Raw genomic sequence first — 12,828 nt, forward strand, 5'->3', positions numbered from 1 at the left:
TTGTCTAACTTAGGGGATCGGGGCTCATGACGCTCATCCGCGACGCAGAAAGCCGCCGCACCGACACGCCGAACGGCCCTCGTTCCCGGCGGCTGGCACGAAATCTCCACCACCTTCGACTGATGCATACGGGCCTGGATATGGGCCGAGGGTGGCGACAACGACAATGCCGAGAAGCCGCAAACCGCCTCCCCCACAAACGCCGGACGATCAGAAGCCCGCGAACCGGGGCGGGATCGTTAGGCGGGCGCCCGATGGGCCGACCATGAGCGCCGCTCTGCGGCGGACCCCGTAGGGGTACACCACAGATAGGTGCCGCGTCCCGTATTGACGGATGGTCGGGCGTCCTCGCTGGGGTGGCGCGCGTCAGCGGGCCGAGCAGGTGGTGGTCGCGGACGTCCTGCGGTACGGGACGGCCTTGCGGTGCCTGTACGAGGCGACCGGGGGACGGCGGCGAGCCGCACGCATCCAGTTTTGTTTCACGCGGCCCTCGACAGGGCAGCCGTGAGGCCGTGTTGCGTTCCCTCAGTTCCTTGATCGGGGATTGCGCGTATCGCGGGCATATCGAAAAGCTCATACGCCACCACAACAATCCTTCGTCTTCGGTGGAGGCATGGACCACAGCGGTCCATGCCGAGGGCACGACGCCTCGGCTTCGCGAGATCATCACGAAAGGAGCGCGTCGTGTCCTCCACGAAGGTTCGCGCGCCGTTGAGGAAGGCCGGTCTAGCCGCCGGTGTCGCAATGGCGATGATGGCTCCTGCCTGGCCCGCCGCCGCCACCGAGCGGGTCGGGAGCGTGCAGAAGGCGATGGAGGAACTGGCCAGGACGCCCGGGGTCGTGGGGGCCGTCGGCGGGGTTTACATCGACGGGCAGTCCGTCGGACTGGGCAGCGCGGGCTCTCGGCTGCTGGGCGGCAAGGGCGGAGCCATTCCCGCCGGCTCCCGCTTCCGGATCGGGTCGCAGACCAAGCAGATGGTGGCCACCGTGGTGCTGCAACTGGTCAACGAAGGCAGGTTGGGCGTGGATGACAAGCTCGCCGACCTGCTGCCGGAGGTCGTGAACAAGGACCTGGTCACGCGGGCCGACGAGATCACGGTACGCCAGATGCTCCGGCACACATCCGGCATTCCCGACTGGTACTCCGAACCGAAACCGGACGGAAGCGAGGGAGACGACCCCTCGTTCGACGTCTTCGACTTCACGACCCACTACCGGCCACTCGATCTGGTGAAGTGGAGCCGCGACCGGCCCCGGACCGGAGAACCGGGCGAGAAGTGGTCCTACTCCAACACCAACTACACCCTCCTCGGACTGATCATCGAGAGGCTGACCGGCCACGACCTGGCCACCGAACTGCAACGGCACCTGTTCGGCCCGCTCAAGATGACCAAGACCTACCTTCCCCTCAAGCCGCCGGAGGGCATCAAGGGGCCGCACGGCCACGGCTACTACCCCGACACCAACGGCCGACTGCGCGACGTGGACCGGTTCAACGCCAGCATCGCCGGCGCCGCCGGCGGGGTGGTCTCCACCGCACACGACGTGAGCGCCTACCAACGGGCGTTCACCCAGGGCAAACTCCTGCCGCCGGAACTCCAGCGAGTCCTGACCGACCGATTGCCCAGCGGCCTGCGCGCCTTCGGCAGCAGCAGCAACTCCTGCGGCGACGATCTGTACATCATGGGCGGGAGCGCTCCCGGCTTCCTCGCCATGACCTTCTACTCAGAAGACGGCCGCCGTCAGTTCGCGCTGTCGGTCACCCTGAGCACCAAGGACAACAGCAGGCCGGGCCAAGCCATGGGCAAGGCCATGGAGACCGTCTTCTGCCCATCCACATAAGCGGCACCCCCGTCCCTTCCGGCCGAATGCGACCGGAGGGAAGCCGTGGCCGCCGACTTCTCCGACCCGTGTGCCGGCGGGCTCGCCGGATTGGCCCACGGGTTGGCCGAGGCGCGGCCGCTCTTGGGCGCGACGCCCACCGCCTCGGCCTCGGTCGGAAGCACGACGCAGGTCGTCGATGTCGGCCGAGGCGGTGGTCTCGACGAGCTCCGCGCCGGTTGGTGGCTTCACCGAGTCGGGTCGGGCACGAGTGCCCGGACGCGGTGGCCGGGCTGAGCGGGCTGTTCGAGGACGTGTACACCGGTGCGGCCGCTGCCGCCTAGGACGAGCAGGTCAGCCAGGAAGACGTGGTGTTGGTCGGGATTCAGGCGGCGGCGGGCGTGGTGTGGGCGATCATTGCGGCGAGTTCGCGAGCGCGGTTGTGGGCGTTGGCCATGGATGCCTCGTGCTTCGGAAGCAGTGAAGCCAGCGCCGGCGCGTGGGGGGCCATGGTCAGCTCGGGGATCACGGTGGTGACGTCGAGGCCGAGCATTTCCTCGTGGCCGAGCAGCGCCTCGAGGATGGGCACGACGTAGTCCAGGCCGTGCCTCGGGGCGCCCGGGCCGTAGCTGCCGCCCCTAGCCGAGATCACCACGGCGGGACGCCCGGCGACCTGGGAGGGGCCTCCGTGGTGGACGGTGCGGCCGAAGACGAGGATCTGGTCGAGCCATGCTTTGAACACCGACGGCATCGTGAGGTTGTACATCGGCACCGTGAAGAGATAGGCGCCGGCGCCGAGGAACTCCTCGATCAGCGTGTCCTGCATCGCGGCTGCGGCGGCCTGCTCGTCGGTGTGCTGGGCGGGGTCGGTTTCCCGTGCGGTGATGCCGGCCGCGCTGATGTGGGGCACGGGGGCGGCGGCGAGGTCGCGGTGAACGACCTTGCCGTCCCAGCCTTCGAGGAAGGACCGGGCGACCTGGCGGGAGACCGAGGCCTCGCCGAGCGAGGAGGAGTCGATGTGAAGCAGGTAAGACATGGCTTGGTTCCTTTTCAGAGTGGGAGTGGTGTGCGGTCGCCCCATGGGCGTTACATACTGGTAGTGCGGTTGCACACCGGATGAGAGGTAATCGAGATGGCGTCAGCGCGAAAGGTCAGTGGTCCGTGCCAGGCATGGCCGGAGGACAGCGCCTTCATCCGTGAGGTGCTCGACCGCATCGGCGACAAGTGGACGGTGTTGACCATCGGCACCCTGAGCGCCGGCTCGCTGCGCTACTCCGAATTGCAGGCGAACATCCCTGGGATCTCCCAGCGGATGCTGACCCAGACGCTCAAGCACCTCGAGCGCGACGGCCTGATCACCCGGACCGCGTACGCCGAGGTCCCGCCGCGAGTGGAGTACGAGCTGACGGACCTAGGCCGGTCGCTGATGGACGCGGTGATGGCGATGGCCGGTTGGGCCGCCACCCACCACGGCGAGATCGCCAGCAACCGGGCGGCCAGTGAGGTGACCGGAGTCGGCCGAGGCAAGGCCGCGGTCAGCGCGTCGGCAGGCTGAGGTGTCGGTGGCGCTCATCCGGTCCGTAGCGTCGGACTGGTGACACGATCTGAAGCCCGTCTTTCGTCCCGCTCATGACACACGCTCAATCGGCATTGGCCCGGCCACCTGCTCCAGCAATCGGCCGTAGACAGGGACCTTCTGGGCGCCTGGGGCAGCCACCCGGCGGTCGAGGACGACGAACGGGACGCCAGTGGCGCCCAGCTCCAGGCCCTCGGTCCGGTCGGCGCGCACGCGGTCGGCGTACTCGTTGCTCGCAAGGATCTCGCGGACTCGCCGCCCGTCCAGCCCGACAGACTCCGCGACGCCTGCCAGAGCGTCCGAGCTGTAGGGGTTGAGGGTGCCCGCGAAGAAGCCATCTTGGACGTCGGAGAAGAGCTCGGACCCGCGGCCCTGGTCGCCTGCGTACTGCACCACGCGATGCAGGTCGAAGGTGTTGGCGCTGAGACGGTCCAGAGAGAACTCGAGCCCCTCCCTGCGTGCGATCGCCTGCATCTCGATGACGACCTGCGACCCCTCGGGTCGCGTTACCCGCTCAACCATCTTCCTTCCTCACCTCACTAGTAGTGCGTAACACCATCATGAGTGAGTAAGGGAAGGCCTACAAAAGGCACTTTCAAGTGCGTGGGCATCGCCCGACAGCACCCCGGCCCTCGTCTGCGGAGAGCCCCCAATCCGGTCGAGCAGGGCAAGAAGGGCAGGCTTCACGTGCTGCTGTCCGACGCCGCGGGCTGCCGCTCGTGGGCGTCGTCTCAGCGGCCCACGTCCACGACAGTTGGACGCTCAAGCCGCTGCCGCAGGCGTCACCGGCGATCCGGGCGCGACACGGACCGCGCCGCCAGCGGCCGGGCAAGGTCCGTGCCGACACGGCATACCGCCCCACCAATCATCTGTCCTGGCTGCGCAGCCGCGGGTTCGTGTCACGTATCGGTCGGCCCGGCATCGAGTCCGGCGAGGAGCCCGGTCATCACCGCTGGGTGGACGAACGGACTTTGGCCTGGCTGTCGGCGCGGGTCTTGACCAGTCGTCGGCGGCGTGGCCCGCAGCGGGTAGAACAGCTCGATTTCGGTGGGACGGCTTTCAGCGCGTTATGGGGGCGGGACGAGGGCGTAGGCCGCCTACGCCGGAAGGCTTGACCCCGCCGATGAAGTGAACTGGGATCGGCCAACCGCTTCCTGGCGTCAGGTAGGGATGCGATCTGGGTTCCGGCGCGCTGACCGTATGCGGCCAACGGCTCCGCCAATCGAACAAGGCCCACTCGCTATCCGTGATCCGGTCGAGGGCAACCGCCTTCAAAGCGCCCAGAAAGGCTGGTTCACCATGCACCGCATCCGGACGATTTCCGCTCTCACTCTTCTTGCGACGACCTTCGTCCCTATCGGTCCTGGGCTCGCGGGTTCGGCGTCCGCCGCACCGAAGGAGCCGCGCCCGCCGACAGAGAAGATCATGGCCGCCTTCCGCGACCAATGGGGCCGGATTGCCTTCCCGAAAACCGGCGTCGTCGGGTGGCTGCCCGACTCCACCTGGACCAGACGAACCCAGTTCGGATTCGATCCCGGGACCGACGAGACCAACGCGAAACCGAAACCGCAGTCGCCCACCACGGCGACCACCTACGACCTGGTCCAGCGCACGATCAACGGAACCGACACGGCGCCGCCGCCCCAGCGCGAGGTGGAGTACCAAATCGTCGAGGACATCGAGCTGGAGGATGGGACCCACGCGGTCAACCGCTTCCCGACCTTCCTCGGCACCCGGTCGTCGTTCACCTTCTACAACACGTCCACCCGCTTACCCCTGCGGGGCGAGTTCGAATACACCTGCCGCACCTTCGGCAAGGTCCCGGAGGAGTTCCTACTGTGCCGGATCATCAGGCCGGACCGCGGCATCAATTACCAAGTCAACATCGTCAAGGACAGCGATCCGCGCAGGCTCCCGACGACCGAGGAAGTGCTGAACGCGTTCCGCGACCAGTGGGGCCGAACCACCTTCCCGCAGTTGAACGTCACGAACTGGGAGCCGTACGAGACCTGGCCACGGCTCGCGGTCTACCCGCTCGGCGAGGGGCAGACCGAGTTCAACACGGTGCCGGAGCCGCAGGACACCTCGAAGCCGCAGGTCGCCACGGTCTTCAACCGAAAGGTTGTGGGCCGCGACGAATACCAGGTGATCGAGGACACAGCCGAACCGGACGGCACGCACTCCATCAACAGCTTCCCGGTCTTCAGCGGACAGCCGGAATGGTTCGTCTTTTACAACTCCGTGGCTCGCAACGTACCGGTCCCGGGTGAGTACCAGGAAACCTGCCGGACCCTTCTCTACCAGGGCAAGGAGTTCCTCGCCTGCCGCACCCTCACCCCGGCCAGAACCATCATTTATGAGCTGCACGAGAAGCAGCACCCACCGCGGCCACTGTCGCCTTCCTGATCGCCACTCGGCGACCGATCGTCCTGAGTGACAATCCAGGCTCGTAATCCGCTTCCGGAAACACCTGGTCCTTCGCTTCCGCTCCCCTAGCAGGGGCACGTTGTTCGCCTTGCGCTCGGTAGTTCACGGCGGAGGCGAAGACCAGGCCGTGCTCCTTCCAGCCCGTGCCGACCTTCTGACACTGCGGCTGGGGGCAACATGATCACGGCCTCGGGGCAAATCAGGGCGGCTGCGCCTTGGTGGCGTTCGTGATGGCTGTTTCTGGAGGCGGCGGCTTTGGGGGTTCACCTTGTTTGGCGGGTTAGGGAATTCAGTAGGTGTTCGGCTTCTTCTAGGGCGGTTGTGGTGCGGCCGCTTAGCGCTACGTGGCCGTCTGGGCGTAGGAGGAGGAAGCGTGTGCGGCGGGCTGGATGGTGTTCGTGGGCGAGGACTCCCGGAAGTGTTTCGGCCAGGTCGGCTGCTCGGCGGGGCAGCGGGGCGTTCTGCGGTCCCAGGGTGAGGAGCCTGAAGCAGGTGTCGTGCGGGTTCTGCGGGGCGGGCGTCCAGTAGGGCGTCCGGGCTCCGGGACGGGGCAGGCGCGCGGCGCGCCGGGGGACGGCGTCGCCGAGGAGGGCGGGGGGAAGGCGGACGCGCCAGCCGGCCAGTACGGGCGCGTAGCGCCGTCGTAGCACACCGGTGACCTGGAGGGTGCGGAAGGCGAGGTCACGTACGCGGGCGGCGCGCGGGCCGAGCATCGCCAGCTTCATCAGGCGGCCGGTGAAGCGCACCACCTCTTCGGCGGCATGCCGCCGCTCGACGCCGTAGGTGTCCAGGACGTTCGGCTCCAACGTGCCGTGCACCACCCCGGCCAGCTTCCAGGTGAGGTTCCGGACGTCCTGCAGCCCGAGGTTGAGGCCCTGCCCGCCGATCACCGAATGGGTGTGCGCGGCGTCGCCCGCCAGGAAGCAGGGTCCTTTGCGCATGGTCGTCGCTATGCGTTCCTGGCTTTCGAAGGCGCTGATCCGGATCAGCTGTTCCAGTCGCAGCCCGCGTGGGCCCCGTTCGTCCAGGAGTTTCTGGACGGTCGCTTCCGTCAGCGGGGTGTCCGGCGGGATGGGCGCGGCGATCCGCACCGCCCCGCCGGGCAGCGAGGTGATCACCAGAGCGCTGCGCGGGCCGAACCAGTAGTGCAGTTCCGTCCGGTCGAGGTCGCCGGACACGTGCGCCTCCGCGAGCAGGAAGGTGGCCGGGACGCGCACGCCAGGGAAGTCGATGCCGAGGCATTGCCGGACGGTGCTGCCCACGCCGTCGGCCGCGATCAGCCAGTCGGCCTCGATCGATTCGACGCCCGTCTCCCCCAGGGCCTTGACCGTCACGGAGCCGCCGGCGATCTCGACGTCGGTGACCCGCACGCCGCGTTCGACCCGGCAGCCCAAGCGGTGGAGGGCCTCCTCCAGCAGCCGGTCCGTGCGATCCTGCGGCAGCAGGAGCGGCCTGTTCGGCGCGTCCAGCGGGACTCGGACGCCGTCGCCGACGTGGTAGTGCAGCGCGGCCGGCCGGAGTCCCTGGTCGATGGCGTCGTCGGCCAGGCCGAGATCGGCCAGCAGCTCCAGCGCGGGGCGCCAGAGCAGGATCGCCCGGGAGCCCTGGCCCGCCTGATCGGACTGCTCCAGGACCCGCACCGGCACACCGCGCCGGAGCAGCGAGCACGCGGTGGCCAGCCCGACCGGGCCGGCGCCCACGATGAGAACGGGGGTCATGACACCACCTTTCGCCGGGCCGCGGGACGCGCGCCGCCGGCCGAGCCGGCCAGCCAGTCGCGTACGGCCCGCGCCGTGGACTTCGCGTGTTCGCCGAGGACCGAGAAATGGTCGCCGGGGACGTCGAGCGTGTCGTGCGGATGCGGCCAGCCCGCACGCCAGTCCTGGTCGTCGGGCCATCCGGCGACGGGTTGCGCGGCCCGGAGCAGAATCGTCGGGACGCCGGTGGCGGGCGGCTCCCAGTCGGCCATGAGCCGGAGGTAGGCGCCCATGGCCAGCAGCCCGGCATCGTCGGGCTCGGCGTGCGCCGAGAGCCCCTCGGCCATGCTCGCCAGCAGTACGGGGCGGAGGCGCGCGAACGCGCGGCCGGTGAAGCCGTACGTGTCGATCAGGACGACGGCGCGGGGAGGTGTGTCGGCGTCTTCCAGGAGCCGCGCGGCACCGTAGGCCAGGGTTCCGCCGGACGAGTGCCCGAGGAGAGCATAAGGCGCGCCGCCGGCGTGCCGCTCGACGGCGGCGGCGAGCGCCTCGACGGCGGACTTCCGGCTCGCGGGCAGCCGACCGCCCTCGGATCCCGGCAGCGACAGGGCGGAGACCTCGTGTTCGCTGGCCAGGTGCGCGGCGAGCCGGGCGTACTGCTGCGGGCCGGTCGTGGCGGCCGCGGCGGGGACGCAGATCAGCCGGACGCCCGTCCCGGGTCCGGCTAGGTCCGTGAGGCCGGTGACGTCGACCGGTTCGGGACGCTGGAACGCGGGCCGGAACCGCGCGGCGGTGCCGAGCAGCTCGATGAACTCCGGGGCCCTGCCGTCGGCCACGGCACGGTGGAACATCTCGCCGAACGTGCCGGCGGACGTCTGCCCGCTCGGGGACGAGTCGTCGCGGAGCCGCTCGTCCAGCCGGTCGGCCAGTGTCAGCGGCGTCGACTCCCGCAGCAGCTCCTTGGGAGGCAGCCGCACACCGGTGGCCGAGGCCAGCCGGTTGCGCAACTCCACGACGGTCAGCGAGTCGAACCCGAGCGCCGACAGCTGCCGCTCCCCGTCGACCGAATCTGCCGCGACATGGCCGAGGACGGCCGCGACCTCGGTGCGCACCAGTTCCAGCAGCCGGGGCCGCCGCTCCTCGTCCGGGAGCGCGGCGAGCGCGGGGCCCAGCGTGTCCGGTGCGTCCGGGCCGGGAGCGTCGGCGGTGCGGACGAGGTCGGCGAAGAGCCGGCTCGGCCGGGCGCCGAGGCCGCTGACGAAGCGGCTCCAGTCGATGTCGGCGACCAGTATCGACGTCTCGCCGTCGGCGACGCCGCGGGCGAGCGCGCGGAGCGCGGCGGCGGGCTCGATCGGGGGGCTGCCGCGCCGCCGCAGCCGGGGCTCGCGGTCCCCGGCCCGCGGGGAGCCGTCCGCCCAGGCGCCCCAGCCCAGCGCGGTCGCGGGCAGCCCGAGCCCGCGGCGGAACCCGGCCAGGCCGTCGAGGTAGGCGTTCGCCGCCGCGTGCCCGCCCAGCCCGGCGAACACGCCGAAGGTCGCGGTGATCGAGGAGAACAGCACGAACGCCGACAGGTCCATGTCCCGGGTGAGCTCGTGCAGGTTCCACGCCGCCCTGGCCTTGCGCTCCAGCACCGGCTCCAGCTCGGCCCGGCCGAGCGTGTCGAGCGGGCGTTCCTCGAACAGCTCGGCGGTGTGGACGACGGCGGTGAGCGGGAACTCCGCGGGGATCTCCGCCAGCACCGCGGCGAGCCGATCGCGGTCGGCGGGGTCGCAATCCCGGACGGTCACTTGCGCCCCGAGCTCGGTGAGTTCGGCGACGAGCCTCTCGTCGAACCCGGCGGACTCGTCAGACCAGGCGGACCCGGCGGACCCGGCGAGCGTCCCGGCGGGCGCGGCGGACCCGGCGGGCGCGGCGGGCTCGGGGGCGTGGGGATCGCGCAGGAGCAGTAAGGCCTCGGCGCCGTCGGCGGCCAGTTGTCGCGCTACGAGCGCGCCGGTCGGGCCGGTGCCGGCGGTGATCAGGACGGTGCCGGGCGGCGTCCACGCCGTGCCGGGGCGCCGGGGCGGCACGGGCGTCAGCCTGCGCCCGAAAACCCCGGTGGGACGGATCGCGACCTGGTCCTCCGCACCGGCGAGGACGCCGGCCAGCCGGGTCAGCGCCCGCTCGTCCACGGCGTCCGGGAGATCGATCACACCGCCCCACACGTCGGGGTGCTCCAGCGCGGCGGCCTGCGCCAGCCCCCAGAGCGCGGTCTGCGCCGGGCTGGTCAGCCGATCGTCGGCGGTCGCCTCGACCGCGCCGCGGGTCAGTGTCCAGAGCGGCGCGGGAGTCTCGGCGCCCGCCAGCCGGCGCAGTGCGGCGACCATGCGGGTGCAGGCGAGGGCAGAGGGCTCCGCGGCTCCGGCGGCGGGCATCAGGATCCCGGCGACGTCGCTGTCCAGGGGCCACTCGGCCGGCTCGTCCGCCACCACGCGCACTTGCGCCCCGTTCTTCTCCAGCGTGCGCGCGAGCGCGGCGTCCGCGGGCCCGCCGGCCACCAGCAGCCACACCCCCGGCAGCCTCACCGGCTCGGGGGCGGGCAGCGGACGCCATGCGACGCGGTACAGCAGGGACGCGTCGGGGTCGGCGGGAGGCCGGTCGGACGCGGGCTCCACCCAATACCGCGTTCTCTGGAAGGCGTACGTGGGGAGGCCGACCCGCCGCGCCCCGGGGAACAGCCGCGTCCAGTCCACCGGAACGCCGCCCGCGTGCGCCTGGGCGAGCGAGGTCAGGAAGCGGCGCATGCCGTCTTCGCCGCGCCAGAGCGTTCCGGTCACGACCGGGTCCAAGCCGGCCTGCTCGGCGATCTCGGCGGTCGGGACGGAGATCACGGGATGCGGGCTGACCTCGATGAAGGTGCGGTGCCCGTCCTCGAGCAGGGCGCGTACGGCTGGTTCGAACAGCACCGTGCGACGCAGGTTGCGGTACCAGTAGCCGGCGTCCAGGTCCGCGGCGTCCAGGCGCTCGCCGGTCACGGTGGACAGCATGGGGACGGTCGCGGTCCGCGGCCGGATCGGGGCGAGCGACCGTCCGAGCACCTCCTCGACAGCTTCTACGTGCGGGGAGTGCGACGCGTAGTCCACCTTGATGTGGCGCGCCTCGACGGCCTGCGCCGCGCACACGGCCGTCACCTCGGCCAGCGCCTCCGCGTCACCCGAGATCACCGTCGAGGAGGGGCCGTTCAGCGCCGCGACGGCGAGCCGCGGTCCCCAGGGCGCGATGATGCGCCTGGTCTCGTGCTCCCCCGCCCCCAGGGCCGCCATGCCTCCCCTGCCGGACAGTTCGAGCAGAGCCCGGCTGCGAAGCGCGACCACCCGGGCGCCGTCATCCAGCGTCAGGGCGCCGGACACGCAGGCCGCCGCGATCTCGCCCTGGCTGTGGCCGACGACGGCCGACGGTTCGACGCCGTGCGACCGCCACAGCGCCGCCAGCGAGACCATCACCGCCCAGAGGACGGGCTGGATGACGTCCACGCGGTCCAGCGACGGTGCGTCCTGCTCGCCGCGAAGCACACCGAGGAGCGACCACTCGACGAACGGTGCGAGCGCCGCTTCGCACTCGGCGAGCCGGTCGCGGAAGGCGGGCGCGTGCTCCAGCAGGTCCAAGGCCATGCCCGCCCACTGGGAACCCTGGCCGGGGAACAGGAACACCGCGTCGGCGCGTTCGCGGGCGACTCCCCTGACCACGTTCGCGGCGGCCCGGCCCTCGGCCAGTTCGGTCAGTCCGCGCAGGAGCTCGGCGCGGTCGGCGGCCAGCACGACTCCGCGATGCTCCATCGCGGCGCGGGCCGTGGCCAGGGAGTACGCGACGTCCGGCAGGGACTGCTCGGGCCGGTCCTCCACGTGGGCGCGCAGCCGCGCGGCCTGTGCCCGCAGCGCCGCCTCGCTCTTGCCCGACACCAGGAACGGCAGTGGGAAAGCGGCGGGTGGCGGCAAAGCGGCGGACGCCGGGACGAGTGGTGCGGCTTCCAGGATTGTGTGGGCGTTGGTGCCGCTGATGCCGAAGGCGGAGACGGCGGCGCGGGGCGGCGCGCCGGTGTCGGGCCACGGCATCGGACGGGTCAGCAGCCGAACCTGGCCCGACGACCAGTCCACATGCGGGGTGGGTTCGTCGACGTGCAGGGTCGCCGGCAGCGTGCGGTGCCGCATCGCCATCACCGTCTTGACCACGCCTGCCGCACCGGCGGCCGCGGCCGCGTGGCCCATATTCGACTTGAGCGAGCCGAGCCACAGCGGGTGTTCTTTCCGGTCGCGGCCGTAGGTGGCCAGTAGCGCCTCCGCCTCGATGGGGTCGCCGAGCGCCGTGCCGGTGCCGTGCCCCTCCACCGCGTCCACCTCCGCCGCCGACAGGCCCGCGTCCCGCAGCGCCGCGTTGATCACCCGCTGCTGCGCGGCCCCGCTGGGGGCCGTCATTCCGTTGCTGGCGCCGTCCTGGTTCATTGCGGTGCCGCGGACCACGGCCAAGACCGTCCGGCCGTTCCGCTGGGCGTCCGACAACCGTTCCAGGACGAGCAATGCCGCGCCCTCGGCCCACACGGTTCCGTCCGCGGCGGCGGCGTACGACCTGAGCAGCCCGCTGGCCGACAGCGCCCGCATCCGGCTGAAGTCGACGAATCCGTTGGGCGTGCAGATCACCGCCACGCCGCCGGTCAGCGCCATCGTGCACTCCCCGCGCCGGATCGACTCGCAGGCCAGGTGCAGCGCCACCAGCGACGACGAGCACGCCGTGTCCACCGACACAGCCGGGCCCTCAAGCCCGAGTAAGTACGCGATGCGGCCCGACACCACGCTGCCCGCCGCACCCGTCCAGCGGTGCGCCTGCAGTTCCTCCGGGGCGCCGGCCAGTGGCAGCGCGTAGTCGATCATGCTGCAGCCGGTGAAGACGCCGGTCGGAGTGCCGTGGAGGGTGTGCGGGTCGATGCCCGCGTGTTCCAGGGCCTCCCACGCGACCTCCAGCAACAGCCGCTGCTGCGGATCCATCGCCACCGCCTCACGCGGCGAGATCCCGAAGAACTCCGCATCGAAGCCGGCGACGTCTTCCAGGAAGCCGCCGCGCGTCAGGTAGCTCGTTCCCGGACGATCGGGATCCGGGTCGAACAGCCCGGACAGGTCCCATCCACGGTCCTCCGGGAACTCGCGCAGCGCGTTTTCGCCGCCGGTCACCAGCTCCCACAGGTCGTCCGGGCACGCCACGCCTCCCGGCAGGCGGCACCCCATCCCCACGATCGCGATCGGGTCCGAAGACGGGCCCACGAGACCCTCCCTGCCC

7 protein-coding genes are annotated in these 12,828 nt (G+C 71.0%); 3 read left to right on the forward strand and 4 right to left on the reverse strand.

Features of this window, described 5'->3' with window-relative positions; translation table 11 throughout:
* The first annotated feature begins 684 nt into the window (after positions 1-684).
* A complete protein-coding gene (locus E1287_RS28550; protein ID WP_165969221.1) occupies positions 685-1,842 on the forward strand; it encodes a serine hydrolase domain-containing protein in 1,158 nt (385 codons plus the stop codon).
* A 364-nt stretch (positions 1,843-2,206) separates the two neighbouring features.
* Here E1287_RS28550 and E1287_RS28555 read toward each other — a convergent pair whose 3' ends face one another.
* On the reverse strand, positions 2,207-2,857 hold the full coding sequence (locus E1287_RS28555) for an NAD(P)H-dependent oxidoreductase (RefSeq protein ID WP_131968186.1): 651 nt from the start codon (positions 2,855-2,857) through the stop codon (positions 2,207-2,209).
* Between the two features lie 96 nt (positions 2,858-2,953).
* On the opposite strand from E1287_RS28555, the gene E1287_RS28560 reads away from it, so the two are divergent.
* Positions 2,954-3,376 carry a helix-turn-helix domain-containing protein gene (locus tag E1287_RS28560; RefSeq protein ID WP_131968188.1) on the forward strand — a complete coding sequence of 141 codons (423 nt, stop codon included), beginning with the start codon at positions 2,954-2,956 and terminating at the stop codon, positions 3,374-3,376.
* Between the two features lie 72 nt (positions 3,377-3,448).
* Here the strand turns inward: E1287_RS28560 and E1287_RS28565 are convergent, their stop codons facing one another.
* A complete protein-coding gene (locus E1287_RS28565; RefSeq protein WP_207934515.1) occupies positions 3,449-3,919 on the reverse strand; it encodes a DsbA family protein in 471 nt (156 codons plus the stop codon).
* Between the two features lie 777 nt (positions 3,920-4,696).
* Here E1287_RS28565 and E1287_RS28570 point away from each other — a divergent pair.
* Complete coding sequence (locus E1287_RS28570) at positions 4,697-5,803, forward strand: hypothetical protein (RefSeq protein ID WP_131968190.1); 1,107 nt, start codon at positions 4,697-4,699, stop codon at positions 5,801-5,803.
* Between the two features lie 284 nt (positions 5,804-6,087).
* On the opposite strand, the gene E1287_RS28575 is transcribed toward E1287_RS28570, so the two are convergent.
* Positions 6,088-7,542 carry an FAD-dependent oxidoreductase gene (locus E1287_RS28575; protein ID WP_131968192.1) on the reverse strand — a complete coding sequence of 485 codons (1,455 nt, stop codon included), beginning with the start codon at positions 7,540-7,542 and terminating at the stop codon, positions 6,088-6,090.
* Positions 7,539-12,812, reverse strand: coding sequence for a type I polyketide synthase (locus E1287_RS28580; RefSeq protein WP_207934516.1), 5,274 nt, complete (start codon positions 12,810-12,812; stop codon positions 7,539-7,541). Before E1287_RS28580 ends, E1287_RS28575 begins: the two co-directional genes overlap by 4 nt.
* Between the last annotated feature and the right edge of the window lie 16 nt (positions 12,813-12,828).

This window comes from Actinomadura sp. KC06 (genome assembly GCF_004348735.1).
Classification (GTDB): domain Bacteria; phylum Actinomycetota; class Actinomycetes; order Streptosporangiales; family Streptosporangiaceae; genus Spirillospora.

Coding starts and splice junctions, on each gene's coding strand:
- E1287_RS28560 (WP_131968188.1), top strand. CDS start 2,954: ATGGCGTCAGCGCGAAAGGTCAGTGGTCCGTGCCAGGCATGGCCGGAG.
- E1287_RS28570 (WP_131968190.1), top strand. CDS start 4,697: ATGCACCGCATCCGGACGATTTCCGCTCTCACTCTTCTTGCGACGACC.
- E1287_RS28555 (WP_131968186.1), bottom strand. CDS start 2,857: ATGTCTTACCTGCTTCACATCGACTCCTCCTCGCTCGGCGAGGCCTCG.
- E1287_RS28575 (WP_131968192.1), bottom strand. CDS start 7,542: ATGACCCCCGTTCTCATCGTGGGCGCCGGCCCGGTCGGGCTGGCCACC.
- E1287_RS28565 (WP_207934515.1), bottom strand. CDS start 3,919: ATGGTTGAGCGGGTAACGCGACCCGAGGGGTCGCAGGTCGTCATCGAG.